The organism is Pollutimonas bauzanensis (genome assembly GCF_900129885.1).
GTDB lineage: Bacteria > Pseudomonadota > Gammaproteobacteria > Burkholderiales > Burkholderiaceae_B > Pollutimonas > Pollutimonas bauzanensis.
Map to the genome: position 1 here is coordinate 47,730 of NZ_FQXE01000017.1, position 20,799 is coordinate 68,528.

The following is a 20,799-nucleotide window of genomic DNA, read 5'->3' on the forward strand; positions in this document are numbered from 1 at the left end:
CTTGCCGCCGCCTAGCGGCAAGTGTGGTGCCTTCGATGTGCCGTGATTAGCCCTGCATGCCGCCCAGGCAGACGTATTTGAGTTCCATGAAATCGTCCATGCCATAGACCGAACCCTCGCGTCCCAGGCCGGACTGCTTGACGCCGCCGAATGGCGCGACCTCGTTGGAGATCAGGCCGGTGTTGACGCCAACCATGCCGTATTCGAGCGCCTCGGCAACCCGGAAAATGCGGCCGATGTCGCGGCTGTAGAAATAGGAGGCCAGGCCGTACTCGGTGTTGTTGGCCAGTTCGACGACATGGTTTTCATCGCTGAACTTGACGACGGGGGCGAGCGGGCCGAAGGTTTCCTCGCGCATGCACAGCATGTCCTCGGTGATATTGGACAACACCGTCGGCTGGTAATAACGCCCGCCCAGGGCATGGGCCTGGCCGCCGACGTCCACTTTGGCGCCCTTGGCAACGGCGTCCTGGACGTGTTCCTGGACTTTGGCGACCGCCGCCTCGTCGATCAGCGGGCCCTGGGTGATATGGTCGGCGAAGCCGTCGCCCACCTGCAGCTTGCCGACTTTGGCCGCCAGCTTTTCCACGAAAGCGTCGTAGACGGTTTCATGCACGTAGAAGCGGTTGGTGCAGACGCAGGTTTGGCCGGCGTTGCGGTATTTGGAGACCATCGCGCCCTCGACCGCGGCATCCAGGTCGGCATCCTCGAAGACAATAAAGGGCGCGTGGCCGCCCAGTTCCAGCGACAGTTTCTTGATCGTTGGCGCGCTTTGCTGCATGAGTATGCGGCCTACCGCCGTGGAGCCGGTGAAGGTCACTTTCTTGACGACGGGGCTGGCGCACAGCACCTTGCCGATGGCGATCGAGCGCTCGCTGTCGGCGGTGACGATATTGAGCACGCCCGCGGGAATGCCGGCGCGCTCGGCCAGTTCGGCCAGCGCCAGCGCCGACAGGGGCGTCTGTTCGGCGGGCTTGAGCACGATGGTGCAGCCGGCCGCCAGGGCGGGCGCCACTTTGCGCGTGATCATGGCGTTGGGGAAGTTCCAGGGGGTGATGGCGGCGCACACGCCTATGGGTTCGCGCATGACCAGCATGCGGTTGGCGCTATTGGGCGAGGCCATGATGTCCCCGCTCACGCGCTTGGCCTGCTCGGCGAACCATTCCACGAAGGATGCGCCATAGGCGACTTCGCCGCGCGATTCGCCTATGGGCTTGCCCTGCTCCAGGGTCATCAGCTGGGCCAGATCTTCAGTGTTGGCGATGATCAGGTCGAACCAGCGCCGCAGGATGGCGGCGCGATCCTTGCCGGTACGGGCCCGCCACGCCTTGAACGCCTTGTTGGCCGCATCGATGGCCGCCTGCGCCTGGGCCTGGTCCAGGTTGCTGACTTGCGCAATGATTTTTCCATTGGCGGGATTGTCGACGGCGAAGGTGCCGCCGTCCGTCGCCGCCATCCATTGGCCGTTTATGTAGGAGCGGGTCTTGTACAGGGCAGGGTCGTTCAAGTGTATGGGAGGCTGTGCAGTAGTCATGGAGTCGGGGATAGGCGTTTATCAAGGTTGGAAAAAAAGGTGAAAACGGCTTATTGTATGCGCAGCGCGCCGGCTTTACGCCGCTTATTCGGGCAGGGCTGGCGCGTAATCGCCTTGTTCCGCGAAATCGGCGCAGAAGGCCTCGATGTGCCGCATCAGGACATCCGGGTCGTCGGTGACGGTGATCAGTTGCAGGTCCTTGGGGCCGATCAGCTTGTTGGCCAGCAGGTTGGCCCGGACCCAGTCGATGAGGCCGGCCCAGAACGAGCTGCCGATCAGGATGATGGGGGCGGGCGGAACCTTGCGCGTCTGCACCAGGGTCATCACCTCGAAAAGCTCGTCCAGCGTGCCAAAGCCGCCGGGCAGGGCGACGTAGGCGGCGCTGTGCATGAAGAAGGTGGCCTTGCGCGAATAAAAATAATCGAAGCTCAGGCTGTGCGTCTGATACTTGTTGTTGGTGGTTTCGTGGGGCAGATTGATGTTCAGGCCCACGCTTTTGCCGCCCGCCTCGAAGGCGCCCTTGTTGGCCGCCTCCATGATGCCGGGGCCGCCGCCCGCTATGACGGTGAGCCCGGCCCTGGCCAGCCGGGCGCCTATGGCTTCGCTTAATGCATAATAGGGCGAATCGGGTTTGATGCGGGCGCTGCCGAAGACGCTTACGCCCCAGCCTATTTCTTTCAGAGTCTCTGCAGCTTTCTGCATCTCTGACATAATTCCGGGAATCTGCTGGGTTGCCGGCATACGGACTACTTTATTGTTTGACATGAAAAAAACCTTGTTACTTGTTGATGGGTCCAGCTATCTGTATCGAGCCTATCACGCCATGCCCGACCTCAGAAATGCCAAGGGAGAGCCGACCGGCGCCCTTTATGGTGTCATCTCCATGTTAAGGAGACTGCAGCAGGATTACAAGGCTGACTACGCCGCCTGCGTTTTCGACGCCAAGGGCACGACATTCCGCGACGACCTATACCCCTTGTACAAGGGGCACAGGCCGTCCATGCCTGAAGAGCTGGCAGCACAAATCGAGCCCATACACCGGGCGGTGGCCGCGCTGGGCTGGCCGGTGCTGACCGTGTCCGGGGTCGAGGCCGACGATATCATCGGAACGCTGGCCCATCGCGCGACGCGGGAGGATGTGCGCACGATTATTTCGACGGGGGACAAGGACCTGGCGCAACTGGTGAATGAGCATGTGGAGCTGGTCAATACCATGACGAATGAGCGGCAGGATATGGCCGGCGTCATGGCTAAATTCGGTGTAAGCCCAGCACAGATTGTAGACTTTTTAATGCTCACGGGCGATGCGGTCGATAACATCCCCGGCGTGCCGAAAGTCGGGCCCAAGACCGCGGCCAAATGGCTGGCCGAATACCAGACGGTGGATGCCCTGGCGGCCAACGCCCATGCCATAAAGGGCGTGATCGGCGACAACCTGCGCGCCGCCGTCCCCAATTTCGCGCTGACGCGGCAGTTGCTGACCGTAAAGATAGATTGCGAGATCCCCTCGCTCGCCCACGGCCTGGCCGATCTGGCGCCCAAGGCGCCGGACCGCGACGCCTTGCTCAAGCTGTACGAGGACTACGGTTTCCGCAACTGGCTGCGCGAACTGACCGGGGACAAGGAGCGCATTCCCGAGCAGGACAGCCGCCAGGCGGCGCAGGCGCCGCCGGCGCCCGCGGAAACCCGCTACGAAACCGTGCTGGACTGGGACGACTTCGAGCGCTGGCTGGCCGACATCGAGGCGGCTGGGCTGGTGGCGCTGGATACCGAAACCACCTCGCTGGACCCGATGCTGGCCAGGCTGGTGGGCATTTCGCTGTCGGTCACGCCGGGCGTGGCCTGCTATATACCGGTAGGGCATCGCGGGCCGGACCAGGTTCTGCAATTGCCCAAGCAGCAGGTGCTGGACCGCCTGCGCCCATGGCTGCAGAACCCCGCCGCCGCCAAGCTCTTGCATAACGCCAAATACGACGCCCATGTCTTCATGAACGAGGGCATAGGCCTGGCGGGCATTACCGAAGACACCATGCTGCAATCCTACGTGCTGGAATCGCACAAGCGCGTCAATTTGCAGGAACTGGGCCAGCGCTGGCTGGGGCGTACCGGCACCACCTTCGAAGATTTATGCGGCAAAGGAGCCAAGCAGATCTGCTTCGACGAAGTCGATGTCGACAAGGCTTCTTATTATGCCTGCGAAGATGCCGACTTCACCTTGCAACTGCACCAGGTCTTGCGGCCCAAAGTCGCGCTGGATCCTGGCCTGGAATCCATCTACCAGCTGGAAATCAAGGCGTCGCGGGTGCTGACCGCCATGGAACGCAACGGGGTGGGCATAGACGCGCATGTGCTGGCCATGCAGAGCCATGAGCTGGGACAGCAATTGCTGTCCCTCGAGAAAAAGGCCTATGAACTGGCGGGGCAGCCGTTCAACCTGAATTCGCCCAAGCAGCTGGGCGAAATCCTGTTCCAGCGCATGCATCTGCCGGTGATACGCAAAACCGCCAGCGGCGCCCCGTCCACCGATGAAGACGTGTTGAGCAAGCTGGCCCGCGATTACCCCTTGCCCGAATTGCTGCTCGAATACCGCGGGCTGGCCAAGCTCAAGTCTACGTACACCGACAAGCTGCCCAAAATGATCAATCCGGCCACGGGACGGGTCCACACCCGCTATTCCCAGGCCGCGGTGGTGACCGGGCGCCTGGCCTCGTCCGACCCCAACCTGCAGAACATACCGGTGCGCAGCCCTGAAGGGCGGCGGGTGCGCGCTGCTTTCGTGGCGACCAAGGGCAAGATTGTTTCGGCGGACTATTCGCAGATCGAGCTGCGGGTAATGGCCCATGTGTCCGATGACGAAAACCTGCGGAGCGCTTTTGCCCAGGGCGAGGACATCCATCGCGCCACGGCGTCCGAGGTCTTTGGCGTGGCGCTGGCCGATGTCTCGGCCGAGCAGCGCCGGGCAGCCAAGGCCATCAACTTCGGCTTGATCTACGGCATGGGCGAGTTCGGCCTGGCATCCAGCCTGGGCATCACGCGCGACGCCGCCAAGGCCTATATCAACCGCTATTTTGCGCGCTACCCGGGCGTCGCGATCTATATGGAGCAGACCCGGCGCATGGCCCATGAACTCGGCTATGTGGAAACCGTGTTCGGCCGGCGCCTCTGGCTGCCGGAAATACGCGGCGCCAAAGGGCCGCGCCTGGCGGCGGCCGAGCGGGCGGCCATCAACGCGCCCATGCAGGGCACCGCCGCCGACCTCATCAAGCTGGCCATGGTAGCCTCCCAGGAATGGATCGAGGCCGAAGGCCTGGAAACCCTGATGGTCATGCAAGTGCATGATGAACTGGTTTTCGATGTGCCCACGGCCGAAGTCGAAACCGTGATGCAACACCTGCCCGACCTGATGTGCAAAGTCGCCACCCTGCGTGTCCCCCTGGTGGCGGAGGTCGGCGTGGGAGCCAATTGGGAGCAGGCTCACTGACTTTTCCCGGGGCCCGCCTTAGCTGCAAGGAGTCGTTATGTCTTTTTCTTCAATTACCGGAAGCGCCGGCGCCATCGCCGCCTATTTTGCCGCGCCCGATGCGCAGGACGCCTGGAGCAGGGCGGTGTCCTGGTTTGCCCGGTACCTGGCCTGATGCCAGGCCCCGCGCCGGCCACGCCGGCCGCGGGCGCTACTCCATGACGCTTTCGTTGTCGCGCAGGCGATTGGGCAGCAATTCATCATGCTTGGCCAGTATCGGATAGGCGGCCGCTTCGACCAGACAGGAATTGACGGCTTTGATGTCGCGCAATATGTCCAGGTAGAAGGAGCCCACCTCGGCCTGGTCCAGCCTGCCCGACTTGATGTTGAGCAGGTGCTGCTCCGCGGCATTGGTTTCGATCTCGCGGAAGTAATCTTTTTCGAACGCCAGGTATCTGGCGCTTTTTATGTCTTCGGCCACGAACAGCGCCGCCGTCTGGCGTTGATTGCGTATCAGCCGGTCGAGCATTTCGGTAAGCTCGTCGCGCTGCTTGGCGTTGAAGGACCAGCCCTTCTTGTAAAGCGCGGTGGCGTGCGCGAGCAGGCCGTTGGTGGCAATGCTGGCGGCGTGGGCGATATTCGCCGAAAACGACAGGATTTCATCGCGGCGGCGGTGATCTTCCCTGTTCATCGCGTCCTGGTCCAGCGTCGCCACATAGGTGGTGATCAGGCCGTCCAGGCGGTTGATGGCGTTGTTGATGTAGCGCGCATGGGTAATGCGGTGGCGGTTGTCGCGCAGGAAGCCGGCGCGGGCCATGCCCAGCAGGCCTTGCAGCATGTCGGCCAGGCGCAGGGCCTCGCGCGCCGCGTTGCCCAGGGCGATACCGGGAACTTCGTGCGCGGACTCGTCCAGATAGAGGGGGCGCGAAGGGTCGTTGGGATCGGTGCGCTTGGGCAGCAGCCGGATCATGAGGCGCGAATACGGCGTCAGCAGCGGCAGGAACACCAGCGCGGTGACGATGTTGAAGAGCGTGTGGAAGTTGGCGACCGCGCGGGCCGGGTCCGAGGTCAGGCCGCTCATCAGGGGCGGCAGCCAGGGCAGGATGGCGAGCGCCAGGATGCATCCGGCCAGGCGCGTGCCCAGGTTTCCCAGGGGCAGGCGCCGGGTCGCCGGGTCGTCATCGCTGGCGCCTTCCAGTATGGGGTTGATCGATGTGCCCAGATTGGCGCCCAGCACCAGCGCGAAGGCCAGGGTGGGGTTGACCAGGCCATGGCTGGCCAGGGACATGATCAGCACCACGACGGCGACGCTGGAATGCGCGGCCCAGGCCAGCGCGGTAGCCAGCAACAGCGCTATCACCGGCTGATCGGACAGCGCGCCCAGCAGGATCTGCAGCAGATGGGCGTCCTGCAGGGGCGCGAACAGCTGCACCAGTTGATGCAGGGCCAGCAGCAGCAGGCCCAGGCCTATGAATACCCGCCCGAGATCGCGCCGGCGGCTGGGCTGGTTGCGCCGGAACAGCCATACGCCCACCAGGATGAGCGCCGGCGCCAGCGCGGTCAGGTTGAACGACAGCAACTGCACAATGATGGTGGTGCCCACATTGGCGCCCAGCATGGCGGCCAGGCCCGGCGCCAGCGCGACCAGGCCGCCGGCGGCGAAGCTGGTGATCATCAGGCCCGTGGCCGTGCTGCTCTGTATCGCCGCGGTAATGGCCAGGCCGGTGAAAAAGGCCCGCCAGCGCTTGCCCAGGGCGTGGCCCATCCAGACCCCCAGCGCGGCGCCGAAAGCGCGCTGGACGCCGCTTTGCACCATGTGCACGCCCCACAGCAGCAGGGCTATGTAGCCCCCGAAATCAAGCAAGGCAAAAAGTTCTTTCATGCCTGCATGATAAACCAGCCTTGGGAACTTGCCTTAGATGCGCTGCGCCGCCTGCAGGGCGTGGATGCGCGCCTCGATGGGGGGATGGGAGGCGAACATGGCGCTGATGGCGCGGTTGCCCGAAATGCCGGAGGCCTGGAAGGCCTTGGGCAGTTCGCCGGCCTGGACCCCGCCCAGGCGCGCCAGGGCGCGCATCATCGGCTCGCGCGAACCCAGCAGGCTGGCCGAACCGGCGTCGGCGCGGTATTCGCGCTGGCGCGAAAACCAGGCAACGATGATGGAAGCCAGCACGCCGAACACGATTTCGCACACGATGACCGTCGCGTAATAGCCCAAGCCGACGCCGCGGTCGTTCTTGAGCACCACCCGGTCGACGAAATAGCCCACGATGCGCGCGAAGAAGATCACAAAGGTATTGACGACACCTTGTATCAGCGTCAGCGTGATCATGTCGCCGTTGGCGACGTGGGCGACTTCATGGCCCAGCACGCCCGCCACTTCTTCTTCGGTCATGCTGCTGAGCAGGCCGGTGGAGACCGCGACCAGCGCATTGTTCCTGGAGGCGCCCGTGGCGAAGGCGTTGGGCGCGCCATCGTAGATGGCGACTTCGGGGCGGCCTATGCCGGCGCGGTCGGCCAGCTGGTGCACGGTATCGACCAGCCAAGCCTCTTTCGCGTTGGCCGGCGCCCGGGGGTCGATGACCCGCGCGCCGGTGCTTTGCTTGGCCATCCATTTGCTGATCAGCAGCGAAATGATGGAGCCGGCAAAGCCTATGATGGCCGAGAAAATCAGCAGCTGGCTGATGTCCAGGCCATTGGCGGTGAGATAGCGGCCCACGCCCAGCACGTTCATGGAGGCGCTGAGCACGATCAGGACCGCGAAATTGGTGAGAAGGAATAAGAAGATTCGTTTCATGTTTTATGTTTCCAGCCTAGCGAGCGACAATATTTGACTATCTATATGGAGGACAGTTCCTGTATTTAAAGCCTGCGCCCGCCTAAATATTCAAAACAGCAGAGTATAGTATCGACTTTGTGGTTTAAATTCGAATTTCGGTTGATTGCATGCAGTCTCTGTGGATGTTACTGGCGAGTATCATGTTTGCTGGCATGGGGGCCTGCGTGAAAGTTGCCTCTGATTACGGGGCTACGCTGCCGCATGTGGTCCTGTTCCGCGGCATCCCTTCGGTGCTGCTTTTGTTTTTCTGGGCCCGGTTTACGCAGCGCAGCCTCAGGCCGCCCAGCTGGAAGCTGCACCTGTGGCGCAACGTTTCCGGCGTCACATCCATGTGGCTGGGTTTTTTCGCCATCTCTCATTTGCCCCTGTCGACGGCCATCAGCCTCAATTACACGGCGCCCTTGTTCATCGCGGGCTGGATGCTGGCGCGCGGAGGATCGCAGCGCGATCCCGTGCGCATTGTCGCCGTCCTGTTCGGCTTCCTGGGGGTCGTGGCCGTATTGCGCCCCAGCATCGGGCAAGACCACTGGTTCGCGGCGCTGCTGGGCCTGGGCGCCGGCGCCCTGTCTGCCGTCGCCATGATGCAGATACGCGAATTGGGCCGCGTCGGCGAGCCGGAATGGCGCACGGTATTGATTTTTTCCTGCTTCGTGTGCCTGAGCAGCGTGGCGGGCCTGGCCGCCGAAGGGTGGCGCAGTATCGACATATTGGCGTGGCTGGCCTTGGCAGGGGTGGGCACATTGGGCCTGGTCGGGCAATTGGCCATGACGCGCGCCTTCGGGCTGGGCTCGGCGCTCTTGACGGCGGCCTTGCAATATACAACCATCATCTTTGCCGCCTTGCTGGGCATTGTCTTCTGGGGCGATTTGCCCGATGCCATCGCCTGGGGCGGAATGGCGATGATCATCGCGTCGGGGCTGCTGTCGATCTGGCGCACTTACAGCGAAGACCGCATCATGCGCGGCCAAAACACCGTGGTCATGCAGACCTCCCCCGCGCAAACCGAAGAACAGGAGAACAGACGTGTCTGATTTATTGATCGATGCGCCCACGCTAGTGGGCAAAATTCCATCGCCGGCCTGGCTGGTTTTCGATGTCCGGCACGATCTTGCCGACCACGCCGCGGGCCGGCGGGCTTACGAGCAAGGGCACATTCCGGGCGCCCTCTACCTGGACCACGAGCGCCAGTTGTCGGCGCCCCGGACCGGCGCCAACGGCCGCCATCCCTTGCCCGAGCGTTCCGGGTTCGCGGCGCTCATGCGCAGCCAGGGCCTGACCGCGCAGTCGCAGGTGGTGGTCTACGATGGCGGCAACAGCATGTTTGCGGCGCATTTATGGTGGATGCTGCGCTGGCTCGGGCATGACAAGGTCCTGGTGCTGGACGGCGGGTGGCCGGCGTGGGTCGCCGCCGGCGGCGCCGTCGAAAGCGGGGCGAGCATGCCGGCGGCCGGCGGGGGACGGGCCGTCCAGGACGAGTCCTATCCGGCCCGGGCCGCCATGCCCACGGTCGACGCCCAGGCGGTGCTGGCCAACATCGACAAACCGCGATTCACGGTGCTCGATGCGCGCGCGGCCAATCGCTACCGCGGCGAAGTCGAGCCCATGGACCCGGTGGCGGGCCATATCCCGGGGGCCTTGAATCGCCCCAATACGCTGAATCTTCAGGAAGACGGGCGCTTCAAGCCCGCCGCCGAGCTGCGCCGCGATTTCGACGGCCTGCTGCAAGGGCTGCCGGCGCGGGATATCGTGCACCAGTGCGGTTCGGGCATAACCGCCTGCCACAATCTGTTTGCAATGGAGCTGGCCGGCCTGCCGGGGTCGGCCTTGTACCCCGGTTCCTGGAGCGAGTGGTGCAGCGACCCGGCGCGCCCGGTGGCCCGCTCTTAGACCGGGATGCCGCCCATCAGGCGCCGGTACCACTCATGGAAGTGCCGCATCCCGTCTTCCAGGGGTGACTGGTAGGGGCCGGCTTCGTTGGTGCCGCGCCGCATCAGCGCCAGGCGCCCGGCGTCCATGCGTTCGGCGATTTCGTCGTCTTCGATGGCGGTTTCCATATAGGCCGCCCGCTGGGCCTGCACAAACTCGCGCTCGAAAGCCACGATGTCCTCGGGATAATAAAATTCGACAATATTCACGGTTTCCTGGGGGCTTACCGGATGCAGCGTCGACAGCACCACCACATGGGGGTAGAGTTCTATCATGTGCGTGGGAAAGTAGGTCACCCACACCGCGCCGAAGTCCGGCGCCGCGCCGGCGCGGTAGTCCATCAGGCGGTCGTGCCATTGCCGGTAGGTTTCGGTGCCGGGCTGGCCCAGGGCATTGTGCACCCCTACGCGCTGCGAGCTGTAGCTGTCGGAAAATTCCCAGCTCAGGTCATCGCAGGTGACGAATTTTCCGAGGCCGGGGTGGAAGGGCCCGACGTGGTAGTCTTCAAGATAGACTTCAATAAAGGTTTTCCAGTTGTAGCGGCACTGGTGCACCTCGACATGGTCCAGCACATATTCCGAAAAGTCGAATTCGGGCCGCTGGAACAGCGCCGCCATATCGTGGGCGGGGTCGCGCGGGCCCTCGAACAGCAGGCCGTGGCAGTTTTTCAGCGTAAACTTTTGCAAATTCATGCAAGGGGTTTCCGGGAACTGCGGCGCGCCCAGCAGTTTTCCCTGCTGGCTGTAGGTCCAGCGGTGCACCGGGCAAACGATATTGCCGCCCGTGCTGCGCAGGTTGCCGTTCGAGCGCAAGGGGTTGCCGACATCGCCGGCGTCGCCGCCCAGCATGATGGCCTGCCGATGGCGGCAGACATTGGATATCAGTTCCACGCCGTGGGGGTTGCGCACCAGCACACGGCCGGCATTTTCCTGCGGCAGCGTGCGCCAATCGCCGACTTCGGGCACCAGCTTCTCATGCCCCACATACAAGGCTGAGTTCTTGAAAATGAGTTCTTGCTCTTGGACAAAAATCGCTTCGTCAAAGTAGCTGCTGACTGACAGTTGAGTTTGCGCCGGCGCAATATGCGCTTCCCGACCGATGTCGGTCATAGTTCGCCCCCCGCGGTAACAAAACCAGGAGGATGGTGGTCCTGGTGCGAAGAAAAAAAGGCCTGGCCGATGTAATTTGAAAGAGGGGGGATTGTACCCCAAATCAATTCTTCGAAAACAAGGCCGATCGGCGCGGTTTCGGCAAATTTCCGGGCTTCTCGTACAATTTGGACAGGATCAAAACCGCTGCGGCGTTACGGCGCATTTATCTTCTGGAATAGAATCATGGTTGAAAAGAACACGGGCGGACAGTCCCAGGCCGACACACCGGCTGACAGCAAAACGGCATTGCCCCAGGATTTCGAGACGGCCCTGGCCCAGCTCGAGGCGCTGGTGGCGCAGATGGAAAACGGCTCGCTGGCGCTGGACCAGTCCCTGGCGGCATACGAGCAGGGCGTCGAACTGGCCAAGATCTGCCAAAAGCGGCTCGACCTGGCCGAGCAGCAGGTCAAGGTATTGCAGGGCAATCTGCTCAAGCCCTTGGCCGATACGCCTGCCGGCGACGAGGAATAAGCATGGGGCGTAAACCAGTCGATTTTCCTGAATGGCTGAGCGAGCGGGTGGAGCATATCGAAAGCGTGCTCGATCAGCTATTGCCGCCGGCCCCGACCGCGCCGCGGAGCCTGCATGAAGCCATGCGCTATGCGGTGCTGGGCGGCGGCAAGCGGGTGCGCGCCGCCCTGGTCTACGCGGCGGGCGAGGCCTCATTGCAGTCCGGCAGCGAAGCTTTGGCCCAAAGGATAGCCCTGGACCACGCCGCCGCGGCGGTCGAGCTGATCCACGCCTATTCGCTGGTCCACGACGACCTGCCTTGCATGGATGACGACTCCCTGCGCCGCGGCCGGCCCACGGTGCACGTGCAGTTCAATGAAGCCACCGCCATGCTGGCCGGCGACGCATTGCAGCCGCTGGCCTTCGAACTGCTGGGCCTGATGCCCATCGCGCCGGCCCTGACGGTCCAGGCCACCCAGTTGCTGGCCCGTTCGGCGGGCAGCCTGGGGATGGTGGGCGGACAGGCCATAGACTGCGACAGCGTGGGCCAGGCCCTTACCGGCGAGCAATTGCAGCAAATGCACAGCATGAAAACCGGCGCGCTGCTGGAAGCCAGCGTGCTGCTCGGGGGCATCGTCGCCGGCGCCGGCTCGGCCACGCGCGCCGGGCTGGAAAGCTATGCGGCGGCCATAGGCCTGGCCTTCCAGGTGGTCGACGACATCCTCGATGTCACTTCCGACACCGCCACCCTGGGCAAGACCGCCGGCAAGGACGCCGCGGGCAACAAGCCGACCTATGTATCCATCATGGGCCTGGACGGGTCGCGCGACCTGCTGCAGGCGCTGCGCGAGCAGGCCCATGCCGCCTTGCTGCCTTTGGGGCCATCGGCGGCCCACCTGGCCAGCATTGCCGACTATATCGTGGGGCGCGACCGTTGACCACGAGCCCAAGCGCAAGCCTCGCCCATCAGGGCGAGGTCAAGCGAGGCAAGGCCAATGCGGCGCCGAAGGCGCCCCCGCATTGTGGCGAAGAAGCGCCGGCCGACAGGCCGGAGTTCTTCACCGGCTTTCGTCCCGCCGCGCTTGCTGTTATCGTTCACAGTCTAAAATGCTGTCTGGACACAACTCTATAACTTGTATGACCAACGTCTCTCTTGAACAAATTCAATCTCCAGCCGATCTGCGCCTGCTGGATCGACGCGAACTCAAAGAGATCGCGGCGCAACTGCGCGAGTTTGTCCTGCAGTCCGTCTCGAAAACCGGCGGCCACCTGTCGTCCAACCTGGGCACGGTGGAGCTTACCATCGCCCTGCACAGCGTGTTCGATACGCCCGACGACCGCATAGTCTGGGATGTGGGGCACCAGTCCTACCCTCACAAAATCCTTACCGGCAGGCGCGAGCAGATGGCCCATTTGCGCCAGAAGGGCGGCATTTCCGGCTTCCCGAAACGCAGCGAATCCGAATACGACGCCTTCGGCACCGCGCATTCATCGACCTCCATTTCGGCCGTCCTCGGCATGGCGGTGGCCTCGCGCAACGCCGGGCTGGCCCATCGCCAGCATATCGCCGTCATCGGCGATGGCGCCATGACCGCCGGCATGGCCTTCGAAGCCCTGAACAACGCCGGCGTGACGCCGGACGTCAATGTGCTGGTCGTGCTCAATGACAACGATATGTCGATCTCGCCGCCCGTCGGGGCGCTGAACCATTATCTGGCGCGCCTGCTGTCGGGCCGTTTCTATGCCACGGCCAAGAATGTCGGGCGCGCGGTGCTGCAGCATGTGCCGCCCGTGCTCGAACTGGCGCGGCGCTTCGAGGGGCATGCCAAGGGCATGGTGTCGCCGGCCACCCTGTTCGAAGAATTGGGCTTCAACTATGTCGGGCCTATCGACGGCCACGACCTGGATGCCCTGATCCCCACTCTGGAAAACCTGCGCGCCCTGGGCGGCTTGCAATTCCTGCATGTCGTGACCAAAAAAGGCCAGGGCTACAAGCTGGCCGAAGCCGATCCGGTGCTGTATCACGGCCCCGGCAAATTCGATCCCGACGTCGGCATTCTGAAGCCCAAGGCGCCGGCCAGGCAGACCTTCACGCAGGTGTTCGGGCGCTGGCTGTGCGACATGGCCGAGGCCGACAGCCGCCTGTACGGCATCACTCCCGCCATGCGCGAAGGCAGCGGCATGGTCGAGTTCGAACAGCGTTTCCCGCTGCGCTATATCGACGCCGGCATCGCCGAGCAGCACGCCGTGACTTTCGCCGCCGGATTGGCGTGCGAAGGCGAAAAACCCGTCGTGGCGATATATTCCACCTTCCTGCAGCGCGGCTACGATCAGCTGATCCATGACGTCGCCCTGCAGAATCTCGACGTGACTTTCGCCCTGGACAGGGCGGGGATAGTCGGCGCCGACGGCGCGACCCATGCGGGCAATTACGATATCGCGTTCCTGCGCTGCGTGCCCAATATGGTGGTGGCCGCCCCGTCCGACGAAAACGAAGCCCGGCTGCTGCTGAGCACCTGTTACCAGCATCCCGGCCCGGCATCGGTGCGCTATCCGCGCGGCGCGGGCTGCGGCGCCGAGGTTCAGGCCGGCCTGGACACCGTGGAAATCGGCAAGGCGGTGGTCAGGCGGCAGGGCAAGAAGATCGCCATCCTGGCGTTCGGCACCTTGCTGGGCGCGGCGCTGCAGGCCGCCGACGCCATCGATGCCACCGTGGTCGACATGCGCTTCGTAAAGCCGCTGGACGGCGCGCTGCTGCAGAGCCTGGCCGACACCCACGCCGCCTTTGTGACCGTCGAAGAAGCGGCCATCATGGGGGGCGCCGGCAGCGCCGTGCTGGAATTCCTCAGCCAGCAGGGCATAGAGCGGCCTGTGCTTCAATTGGGGCTGCCCGACCGGTTCATCGACCACGGCGAACAGGCGGCTATACTGAGCGAGCTGGGGCTGGACGGGCCGGGCCTGGCCCATTCCATCCGGCAACGATACGCGGCCTTGCTGCCGCCGCGCCTTGCGGCGGTCGTCAAGCAGAGCACCTAGGGTCATTCCCTAATACCATTATGGTTATGGGGTTATGCGCGCCATATGTGTCGCATAATGAATGGTTCTGCGAACTGGCGCCCGCCTCCGGCGGGTGTTCTATAGGTTTTTATCATGAATATACTGATTGATTCTGCTGTTGCCATGCCTGACGTGCAGAGCAGCGTCGATACCCGCCACATTGCCATCGAACGCGTCGGCGTGCGCGGCGTGCGCCATCCCATGCTGATCGCCGCGGCCGATGGCGCGGCGCCGCTGCCGACCGTCGCCACCTGGGAACTCACGGTTGCGCTGCCGGCCCGGGAAAAGGGCACGCACATGTCGCGTTTCGTCGCCCTGCTCGAGGAACATCGCCGGATCCCCATGACGCCTGTGCTGTTTTGCGGGATGGCGGACGCCATGCTGGCTCTGCTGAACGCGGAAAAGGGCGATATCGCCGCCTCGTTTCCCTATTTCATGAGCAAGGTGGCGCCGGTTTCCGGGGTGACCAGCCTGATGGACTACGAAGTCAAGTGGATAGCGCGGGCGCAAAGCGATGCGGCCGAATTCGAGCTTTCCGTGCTGGTGCCGGTTACCAGCCTGTGCCCATGCTCCAAGGCCATCTCCGACTATGGCGCCCATAACCAGCGCTCGCATATCACGGTCAATGCGGTATTCAGCAACCCGGCCAGCGTCGATATCGATGCGCTGATCCGCGCCATCGAACAGCAGGCGTCCTGCGAACTGTGGGGCCTGCTCAAGCGCGGCGACGAAAAATTCGTCACCGAGCGCGCCTATGAAAACCCGAAATTCGTCGAAGACCTGGTGCGCGACGTGGCCGTGCAGCTCAAGAGCCTGGCCGGTGTGCGGCGCTTCCGGGTCGAGGCCGAAAACTTCGAATCCATACACAATCATTCCGCCTACGCCGTCGTCGAGGGCTGACGCCGCCGTCCCGCGCCACATCCGGTCCGATGGCGGCGCGGCGATGGTTACAGCCCTGGCCTTGCCGGATTGGCTACAGTAATGGTAGAATGCTTGGTTGTTTCTTGCTCGACTCATCTTGCCAGGCGGATGGTGTTTCATCCATCGCGGCCTTGGTTCATGGGCGGGCTGTCCCTTTCGGCGGCGGCCATGTTTTTGGCTGGCATCGAAAGATATCCACAAGGAGTGTAGTTTATGCGTCACTACGAAGTAGTGTTTATCGTGCATCCCGATCAAAGCGAGCAAGTGCCCGCCATGATCGAGCGTTATTCGGCGGTGGTTACCAGCAACGGTGGCCAGATTCATCGCCTCGAAGACTGGGGGCGCCGCCAGTTGGCCTATCCCATCCAGAAGCTGGTCAAGGCTCACTACGTTTGCTTCAACATCGAATGCGGCCAGACCGTGCTCGACGAACTGGACCATTCGTTCCGTTACAACGACGCCATTCTGCGTCATTTGCTCATCAAGACCAAGAAAGCGCACACCGCGCCGTCACTGATGATGAAGTCGGTCGAACGCGAAGAGGCCCGCAAGGCCAGCGCTGAAGTCGCTGCTCCGGCAACGCAATCGGAATAAGGGCCTGTGTCTCGAGCCACAGCGTGAATCAGCTTCTTTTGACTGCCACAGCCCTGGAGGTCCAGCCGTTGCGGTATACCCCGGCAGGCTTGCCGGCAGTCGAAATGATGTTGAGCCACGAATCGGAAGTCCAGGAAGCCGGCCATATGCGCCGGATCGAATTGGTTCTTTCCGCCGTTGCTCTGGGAGACATTGCCTTGTTGTTGGCGGACACCCCTTTGGGCGCGTCTTTGTCGATAGAGGGTTTTCTGGCCCCCGCGCGCAAAGGCTCGAATAAAGTAGTCTTGCACATACAGCAGGCAAATCGGGTTTTTGCCGGCGGCGCAAGCGCCGTTGTGTAGCAGGAATTCATGGCAAATCGCTGCGCGAGCGAATAAACGCTCGATGCATGAAACATACAGCTTGGGCTAAGCCCAAACATTGAGATTGAGGCACATTATGGCTTTCTTCAAAAAAGGCAAAGAAAAACGCAAATTCACGCAACAAAATCCGCTGTTCAAACGTCGCAAGTTCTGCCGTTTCACAGCCGCCAATGTTGACGAGATCGATTACAAGGATCTGGATACCCTGCGTGATTTCATCCAGGAAAACGGCAAGATCATTCCTGCGCGTTTGACCGGCACCAAGGCACACTACCAGCGCCAGCTGGACACCGCCATCAAGCGCTCGCGCTTCCTGGCCTTGTTGCCTTACACCGATAACCACAATTAATCCGGGGCCTATCGTCATGCAAATCATCCTGCTCGAAAAAGTCGTCAACCTGGGCAACCTCGGCGAAGTCGTCCGCGTACGCGACGGTTATGCCCGCAATTATCTGATTCCCCAGAAAATCGCCCGCCGCGCCACCGAATCCGCCCTGAAAGAATTCGAAGCGCGCCGCGCCGAACTCGAAAAAGTCCAGGCGGAAAAACATGCCGCCGCGCAAGCCACTGGCGAGAAACTGGCCAATCTGACTATCGTCATTTCGCAAAAGGCCGGCGTCGACGGCCGTTTGTTCGGCTCGGTCACCAGCATGGACATCGCTGCCGCGCTGGTCAAGGAAGGTTTTTCCTCGGTCGAGAAATCGCAAGTGCGCTTGCCCGACGGCGCGCTCAAGGCTGTCGGCGAGTTTCCCGTCACGGTCGCCCTGCACGCCGATGTGGTAGTCGAAATCACGGTTCGCGTACAAGGCGAAATGGCCTGATCCCGCATCAGCCGCGTGGTACATTCCTTTCTTCTGGAATGTACACTTCGCCCGCATGAAGCAAAAAGCCGGTGTACACCGGCTTTTTGTATTTTTAGATCCAATTTGTTCCGGAGTTTCGATTTGGACAGCAAGAAAAAAAACAGCGACCCGCAGTTGGACTATCTGCGCGTGCCCCCGCATTCGGTCGAGGCCGAACAGTCTGTGCTGGGCGGCTTGTTGCTGGATAACGCTGCCTGGGACCGGATCACCGATGTATTGAACGAAGACGATTTCTATCGCTTCGACCATAAAATCATCTGGCAGCACATGACGCGCCTCATCGGCCTGGCACGGCCGGCCGACGTGGTGACGGTCAACGAGTCGCTGGCCAGCGCGGGCAAGTCCGACGAAGTCGGCGGCCTGGCCTATTTGAACGCCCTGGCGCACAACACGCCCTCGGCGGCCAACATCCGGCGCTATGCCGAGATCGTCCGCGAGCGCTCCATGCTGCGCAAGCTGGTTTCCGTGGCCGACGAAATCGCCGCGGCCGCATTCAACCCGCAAGGCAAGGAAGCGCGGCAATTGCTCGACGAGGCCGAGTCCCGGGTATTCCAGATCGCCCAGGAGGGTTCGCGCGGCACGACCGGCTTCCAGGAAATCCAGCCGCTGCTCACGCAGGTGGTCGAACGCATCGACGAGCTCTACCACCGCGAAGGCGATTCCGACATCACGGGCGTGCCTACCGGCTTTACCGATCTGGATCGCATGACTTCCGGTTTGCAGGCGGGCGACCTGGTCATCGTGGCGGGTCGTCCTTCCATGGGCAAGACCTCGTTCTCGATGAATATCGGCGAACATGTGGCGATCGAGCAGGGGCTGCCGGTGGCGGTGTTCTCGATGGAAATGGGCGCCGTGCAACTGGCCATGCGGATGGTGGGTTCGGTGGGGATGCTGGACCAGCACCGCATGCGCACCGGCAAGCTGACGGCCGACGACTGGCCCAGGCTGACTCACGCGGTGCAGCAGGTGCAGGAGGCGCAGATATATATCGACGAGACGCCGGCCTTGACGTCGATGGAGGTCCGCGCGCGCTCGCGCCGCCTGGCGCGCCAGTGCGGGCAGCTCGGCTTGATCATTATCGATTATATGCAGTTGATGTCGGCCAATTCTTCGGGCGAAAACCGCGCCACCGAGATTTCCGAAATCAGCCGGTCGCTGAAGGGGCTGGCCAAGGAGCTGCAGTGCCCGCTGATCGCTTTGTCGCAGTTGAACCGCAGCCTTGAGCAGCGCCCCAACAAGCGCCCCGTGATGAGCGATTTGCGCGAATCCGGCGCTATCGAGCAGGACGCCGATTTGATTCTGTTCATTTACCGCGATGAAGTCTACAACCCGGATTCGCCCGACAAGGGCACGGCGGAAATCATCGTGGGCAAGCAGCGTAACGGCCCTATCGGCAGCGTGCGCCTGACGTTCCAGGGCGCCAGCACCCGGTTCCTGAACTTTACGTCCGGAATGGGCTAGGCGCCTGCCCGTCCGGGCCTGCGCGCTCCCCGACGAAAACGCTAGCGGCGGCGCGCGTAGGCGCCGGCTATCATCGCGCAGACGATCAACTGTATCTGGTGGAAAATCATCAAAGGCAGAACCACCGCCCCCACCGAACCGCCGGCAAACAGAATATTCGCGATCGGAATGCCGCTGGTCAGGCTTTTCTTCGAGCCGCAAAACAGCAGCGTGATGCGGTCCGCCACATCGAACTTCAGCAGGCGCCCCAGCAGCAGCGCTATGCCCAGCACCGCTCCCAGCAATACCAGCGAAACAATCACCAGCGCCACCAGCGCCGACAAAGGCGTGTTCGCCCACAGCCCGCCGATGACCGCCTCCGAAAACGCCGTATATACCACCAGCAATATCGAACCCTGATCCACCACCTTCAGCATGCGATTGCGCTTGATCACCCAGGCGCCTATCCAAGGCCTGGCGACCTGTCCCAGCACAAAAGGCAGCAGCAATTGCAGCATGATCTTGCCTACCGCATCGAACGACAGCGGCATGCTGCCCGCGCTGCTTCCCGCCAGGACCAGGCCCACCAGCACCGGTGTGAGGAACACCCCCAGCAGGCTCGACGCCGAAGCGCTGCAAACCGCGGCCGGCACATTGCCGCGGGCGATCGAAGTAAAGGCGATCGCCGATTGCACCGTTGCCGGCAGGCAGCAAAGAAACAGCACCCCGGTATGCAGGTCGGGCGTGAGAAAGGGATCGAGCAAAGGCCCCGACAGCAGCCCGAGTATCGGAAAGACGATGAAAGTCACCGCGAAAATGCAGCCATGCAGGCGCCAGTGCGATGCGCCGGCGACTATCGCCTCGCGCGACAGGCGCGCGCCGTGCAGGAAGAACAGCAGCGCAATGGCCAGGTTGGTGATCCAGCCGAAAACAGGCGCGCCTATGCCGCGCGCCGGTATAAAGCTGGCCAATAAGATGGCCAGGAACAGTTTGATCAGGAAGGGATCGATGGAAAAGCGCAGCTTCATCAGGGGAATAATTACAGAAAGAAAATTAGGAGAAAGGCAATGGGGATGAAGGGCCGGAGACGGCCCTGGATGGCAAGCCGGTTGGATGGTTTGATCGTTGCCGCCAGGAAAAAATCAGCGGCATGATGCCCGGGCGGTTGCGGCGCGGCGCATCGGGCGGCCGCGCTCACGCGGCATCGCCGCCGGCGGTCATCGCCAGCGCCAGGTCGTAGGCGGCGCGCAGGGAGGAAGGGTCGGCGATGCCCTGGCCGGCAATGTCGAAGGCGGTGCCGTGGTCGACGCTGGTGCGCACGAAGGGCAGCCCCACCGTTACGTTCACCCCCTGGTCCACGCCCAGGTACTTGACCGGTATCAGCCCCTGGTCATGGTATTGCGCCACGACGATATCGAATTCGCCCTGGCGCGCGCGCATGAAGACCGTGTCGCCAGGCCATGGCCCGCTGGCGTCTATGCCTTCGGCCCGGGCCTGCTCGATGGCCGGAGCTATCGCCTGGATTTCTTCCTGCCCGAAACGGCCGTCTTCGCCGGCATGAGGATTCAGGCCGGCGACGGCGACGCGCGGCCGTTCGATGCCGGCCTGCAGACAGGCCCGCTGCGCCAGGCGTATGGTGTCCAGTTCGGCGTCGTAGCTGATGAGCGGGCTCACCTGGCTCAAGGGGACATGTATCGTCACCAGGATGACGCGCAGCTCGGGGTTCGCGAGCATCATGGCGTAGCGCGGCGTCCCGGTCCTTTCGGCCAGGATCTCGGTGTGGCCGGGATAATCGATGCCGCCGGCCTGCATGGCTTTTTTATTGAGCGGGGCAGTCACTATCGCGCGCAGATGGCCGGCCTGCGCGTCATCGATGGCATGGCAGAGGTATTCATAGGCGCCGCGGCCGGCGGCGGCGCTGAGCTGCCCGGCGGGCAGGTCGGCGGGCAGGGCCTGCCAGCGATTGAGCACCGGGATTATCCCCGCGCCGCCGGGCGCCAGCCCGGCTTCGCTGATGATCTCCACGCGCAGGGCATCGGCCAGTTCCAGCTGGTCTATCGTAGCCTGCATAATCCCCGCGTCGCCATACACCAGCGCGGCGTGAGGCAAACCGGCAGCGAACAGTTTGACGATGATTTCGGGGCCGATGCCGGCGGCATCCCCCATGGTGAATCCTACCGGCAGCGGCGTAGTCTGGCTCAT

At 62.9% G+C, this 20,799-nt stretch carries 19 protein-coding genes; 12 read left to right on the forward strand and 7 right to left on the reverse strand.

Going from position 1 to position 20,799, the window contains the following annotated elements; genetic code table 11:
- Positions 1 to 46: 46 nt before the first annotated feature.
- Positions 47 to 1,534, reverse strand: a complete 1,488-nt coding sequence (locus tag BUB23_RS22565) for an NAD-dependent succinate-semialdehyde dehydrogenase (protein ID WP_073108365.1) — start codon at positions 1,532 to 1,534, stop codon at positions 47 to 49.
- A gap of 84 nt (positions 1,535 to 1,618) precedes the next feature.
- On the reverse strand, positions 1,619 to 2,299 hold the full coding sequence (locus BUB23_RS22570) for an LOG family protein (RefSeq protein ID WP_073108368.1): 681 nt from the start codon (positions 2,297 to 2,299) through the stop codon (positions 1,619 to 1,621).
- Here BUB23_RS22570 and polA point away from each other — a divergent pair.
- The gene (gene polA, locus BUB23_RS22575; RefSeq protein WP_073108371.1) at positions 2,298 to 5,015 is read left to right on the forward strand and encodes a DNA polymerase I; all 2,718 of its coding nucleotides are present in this window, start codon (positions 2,298 to 2,300) and stop codon (positions 5,013 to 5,015) included. The genes BUB23_RS22570 and polA overlap by 2 nt on opposite strands.
- Positions 5,016 to 5,205: 190 nt before the next feature.
- Here the strand turns inward: polA and BUB23_RS22580 are convergent, their stop codons facing one another.
- Positions 5,206 to 6,876: a Na/Pi cotransporter family protein gene (locus tag BUB23_RS22580; protein ID WP_073108374.1), complete on the reverse strand. Its 1,671-nt coding sequence runs from the start codon at positions 6,874 to 6,876 to the stop codon at positions 5,206 to 5,208.
- A 33-nt stretch (positions 6,877 to 6,909) separates the two neighbouring features.
- Positions 6,910 to 7,791: a protease HtpX gene (htpX, locus tag BUB23_RS22585; protein WP_073108376.1), complete on the reverse strand. Its 882-nt coding sequence runs from the start codon at positions 7,789 to 7,791 to the stop codon at positions 6,910 to 6,912.
- Between the two features lie 149 nt (positions 7,792 to 7,940).
- Here htpX and BUB23_RS22590 point away from each other — a divergent pair, with 149 nt between their 5' ends.
- Positions 7,941 to 8,864, forward strand: a complete 924-nt coding sequence (locus BUB23_RS22590; RefSeq protein WP_073108379.1) for a DMT family transporter — start codon at positions 7,941 to 7,943, stop codon at positions 8,862 to 8,864.
- Complete coding sequence (locus BUB23_RS22595) at positions 8,857 to 9,720, forward strand: sulfurtransferase (RefSeq protein ID WP_073108381.1); 864 nt, start codon at positions 8,857 to 8,859, stop codon at positions 9,718 to 9,720. The genes BUB23_RS22590 and BUB23_RS22595 overlap by 8 nt, the downstream gene beginning before the upstream one ends.
- On the opposite strand, the gene BUB23_RS22600 is transcribed toward BUB23_RS22595, so the two are convergent.
- Positions 9,717 to 10,868, reverse strand: a complete 1,152-nt coding sequence (locus BUB23_RS22600; protein ID WP_073108384.1) for an aromatic ring-hydroxylating oxygenase subunit alpha — start codon at positions 10,866 to 10,868, stop codon at positions 9,717 to 9,719. The genes BUB23_RS22595 and BUB23_RS22600 overlap by 4 nt on opposite strands.
- A gap of 225 nt (positions 10,869 to 11,093) precedes the next feature.
- Between BUB23_RS22600 and BUB23_RS22605 the strand changes: the two genes are divergently transcribed.
- The 9 genes from BUB23_RS22605 (at position 11,094) to BUB23_RS22645 (ending at position 18,618) form a co-directional block, all read left to right on the forward strand.
- Positions 11,094 to 11,381, forward strand: coding sequence for an exodeoxyribonuclease VII small subunit (locus BUB23_RS22605; protein ID WP_073108386.1), 288 nt, complete (start codon positions 11,094 to 11,096; stop codon positions 11,379 to 11,381).
- Between the two features lie 2 nt (positions 11,382 to 11,383).
- Positions 11,384 to 12,298: a polyprenyl synthetase family protein gene (locus BUB23_RS22610; RefSeq protein ID WP_073108389.1), complete on the forward strand. Its 915-nt coding sequence runs from the start codon at positions 11,384 to 11,386 to the stop codon at positions 12,296 to 12,298.
- 199 nt (positions 12,299 to 12,497) lie between these two features.
- Positions 12,498 to 14,396 carry a 1-deoxy-D-xylulose-5-phosphate synthase gene (gene dxs, locus BUB23_RS22615; protein ID WP_073108392.1) on the forward strand — a complete coding sequence of 633 codons (1,899 nt, stop codon included), beginning with the start codon at positions 12,498 to 12,500 and terminating at the stop codon, positions 14,394 to 14,396.
- Between the two features lie 114 nt (positions 14,397 to 14,510).
- Positions 14,511 to 15,317, forward strand: coding sequence for a GTP cyclohydrolase FolE2 (gene folE2, locus BUB23_RS22620; RefSeq protein ID WP_073108395.1), 807 nt, complete (start codon positions 14,511 to 14,513; stop codon positions 15,315 to 15,317).
- A 234-nt stretch (positions 15,318 to 15,551) separates the two neighbouring features.
- A complete protein-coding gene (rpsF, locus tag BUB23_RS22625; protein WP_073108398.1) occupies positions 15,552 to 15,932 on the forward strand; it encodes a 30S ribosomal protein S6 in 381 nt (126 codons plus the stop codon).
- 23 nt (positions 15,933 to 15,955) lie between these two features.
- Positions 15,956 to 16,273 (forward strand): primosomal replication protein N, encoded by a 318-nt coding sequence (priB, locus tag BUB23_RS22630; RefSeq protein WP_073108401.1) that lies wholly within the window; start codon positions 15,956 to 15,958, stop codon positions 16,271 to 16,273.
- A 97-nt stretch (positions 16,274 to 16,370) separates the two neighbouring features.
- The gene (rpsR, locus tag BUB23_RS22635; RefSeq protein ID WP_073108404.1) at positions 16,371 to 16,643 is read left to right on the forward strand and encodes a 30S ribosomal protein S18; all 273 of its coding nucleotides are present in this window, start codon (positions 16,371 to 16,373) and stop codon (positions 16,641 to 16,643) included.
- A gap of 16 nt (positions 16,644 to 16,659) precedes the next feature.
- Positions 16,660 to 17,115: a 50S ribosomal protein L9 gene (gene rplI / locus BUB23_RS22640; protein ID WP_073108407.1), complete on the forward strand. Its 456-nt coding sequence runs from the start codon at positions 16,660 to 16,662 to the stop codon at positions 17,113 to 17,115.
- A gap of 123 nt (positions 17,116 to 17,238) precedes the next feature.
- Entirely contained in the window at positions 17,239 to 18,618 is a 1,380-nt protein-coding gene (locus tag BUB23_RS22645) for a replicative DNA helicase (protein WP_073108410.1), read from the forward strand.
- A 41-nt stretch (positions 18,619 to 18,659) separates the two neighbouring features.
- Here BUB23_RS22645 and BUB23_RS22650 read toward each other — a convergent pair whose 3' ends face one another.
- Positions 18,660 to 19,625, reverse strand: a complete 966-nt coding sequence (locus BUB23_RS22650) for a bile acid:sodium symporter family protein (protein ID WP_143161098.1) — start codon at positions 19,623 to 19,625, stop codon at positions 18,660 to 18,662.
- A gap of 166 nt (positions 19,626 to 19,791) precedes the next feature.
- Positions 19,792 to 20,799, reverse strand: coding sequence for a 4-hydroxythreonine-4-phosphate dehydrogenase PdxA (gene pdxA / locus BUB23_RS22655; protein ID WP_073108412.1), 1,008 nt, complete (start codon positions 20,797 to 20,799; stop codon positions 19,792 to 19,794).

Bases quoted from the DNA above. Each gene is read 5' to 3' on its own strand.
- BUB23_RS22565 (WP_073108365.1), bottom strand. From the start codon at position 1,534: ATGACTACTGCACAGCCTCCCATACACTTGAACGACCCTGCCCTGTAC.
- polA (WP_073108371.1), top strand. From the start codon at position 2,298: ATGAAAAAAACCTTGTTACTTGTTGATGGGTCCAGCTATCTGTATCGA.
- BUB23_RS22570 (WP_073108368.1), bottom strand. From the start codon at position 2,299: ATGTCAAACAATAAAGTAGTCCGTATGCCGGCAACCCAGCAGATTCCC.
- BUB23_RS22580 (WP_073108374.1), bottom strand. From the start codon at position 6,876: ATGAAAGAACTTTTTGCCTTGCTTGATTTCGGGGGCTACATAGCCCTG.
- htpX (WP_073108376.1), bottom strand. From the start codon at position 7,791: ATGAAACGAATCTTCTTATTCCTTCTCACCAATTTCGCGGTCCTGATC.
- BUB23_RS22590 (WP_073108379.1), top strand. From the start codon at position 7,941: ATGCAGTCTCTGTGGATGTTACTGGCGAGTATCATGTTTGCTGGCATG.
- BUB23_RS22600 (WP_073108384.1), bottom strand. From the start codon at position 10,868: ATGACCGACATCGGTCGGGAAGCGCATATTGCGCCGGCGCAAACTCAA.
- BUB23_RS22605 (WP_073108386.1), top strand. From the start codon at position 11,094: ATGGTTGAAAAGAACACGGGCGGACAGTCCCAGGCCGACACACCGGCT.
- BUB23_RS22610 (WP_073108389.1), top strand. From the start codon at position 11,384: ATGGGGCGTAAACCAGTCGATTTTCCTGAATGGCTGAGCGAGCGGGTG.
- dxs (WP_073108392.1), top strand. From the start codon at position 12,498: ATGACCAACGTCTCTCTTGAACAAATTCAATCTCCAGCCGATCTGCGC.
- folE2 (WP_073108395.1), top strand. From the start codon at position 14,511: ATGAATATACTGATTGATTCTGCTGTTGCCATGCCTGACGTGCAGAGC.
- rpsF (WP_073108398.1), top strand. From the start codon at position 15,552: ATGCGTCACTACGAAGTAGTGTTTATCGTGCATCCCGATCAAAGCGAG.
- rpsR (WP_073108404.1), top strand. From the start codon at position 16,371: ATGGCTTTCTTCAAAAAAGGCAAAGAAAAACGCAAATTCACGCAACAA.
- rplI (WP_073108407.1), top strand. From the start codon at position 16,660: ATGCAAATCATCCTGCTCGAAAAAGTCGTCAACCTGGGCAACCTCGGC.
- BUB23_RS22650 (WP_143161098.1), bottom strand. From the start codon at position 19,625: ATGAAGCTGCGCTTTTCCATCGATCCCTTCCTGATCAAACTGTTCCTG.
- pdxA (WP_073108412.1), bottom strand. From the start codon at position 20,799: ATGAGCCAGACTACGCCGCTGCCGGTAGGATTCACCATGGGGGATGCC.